This is a genomic window from Arsenicibacter rosenii (genome assembly GCF_001870735.1).
Lineage (GTDB): Bacteria > Bacteroidota > Bacteroidia > Cytophagales > Spirosomataceae > Arsenicibacter > Arsenicibacter rosenii.
Genome location: NZ_MORL01000339.1, coordinates 1 through 323, shown reverse-complemented (window position 1 = coordinate 323; position 323 = coordinate 1). Strand labels below are relative to the sequence as shown.

The window sequence follows — 323 nt, the reverse complement described above, 5'->3', positions numbered from 1 at the left end:
GCCAGTGTAGGCATCGGAACCAGTTCGCCGACGGCGAAGCTTCACATCACCAGCGGGGTAGCCAACAGCAGCGGGTTACGGTTGGAGAACCTGACCAGCGGTAGCACGGCGAGTGTGAGTGCGAGCAAGTTTCTGACGGTTGATGGCAGCGGGAACGTGGTTTTGGCCAGCTATAGTGCGGGTGCTCGCGAGGGGATAGCATCGCCGGATGCGTTGTGGGAGAAGCGTGGCAACCTGTTGCAGAGCGTGTCAGGCACAGGGGTTGTGGTTGGGACGGGAGTGACGAAGCTGCCTTCGGGCTACAGCCTGTATGTAGGTCAGGG

General features: G+C 61.0%; 1 pseudogene. It reads left to right on the top strand.

Annotated elements, in window-relative coordinates:
* Positions 1-323: pseudogene (locus BLX24_RS33345) on the top strand (bZIP transcription factor); the annotation flags it as partial.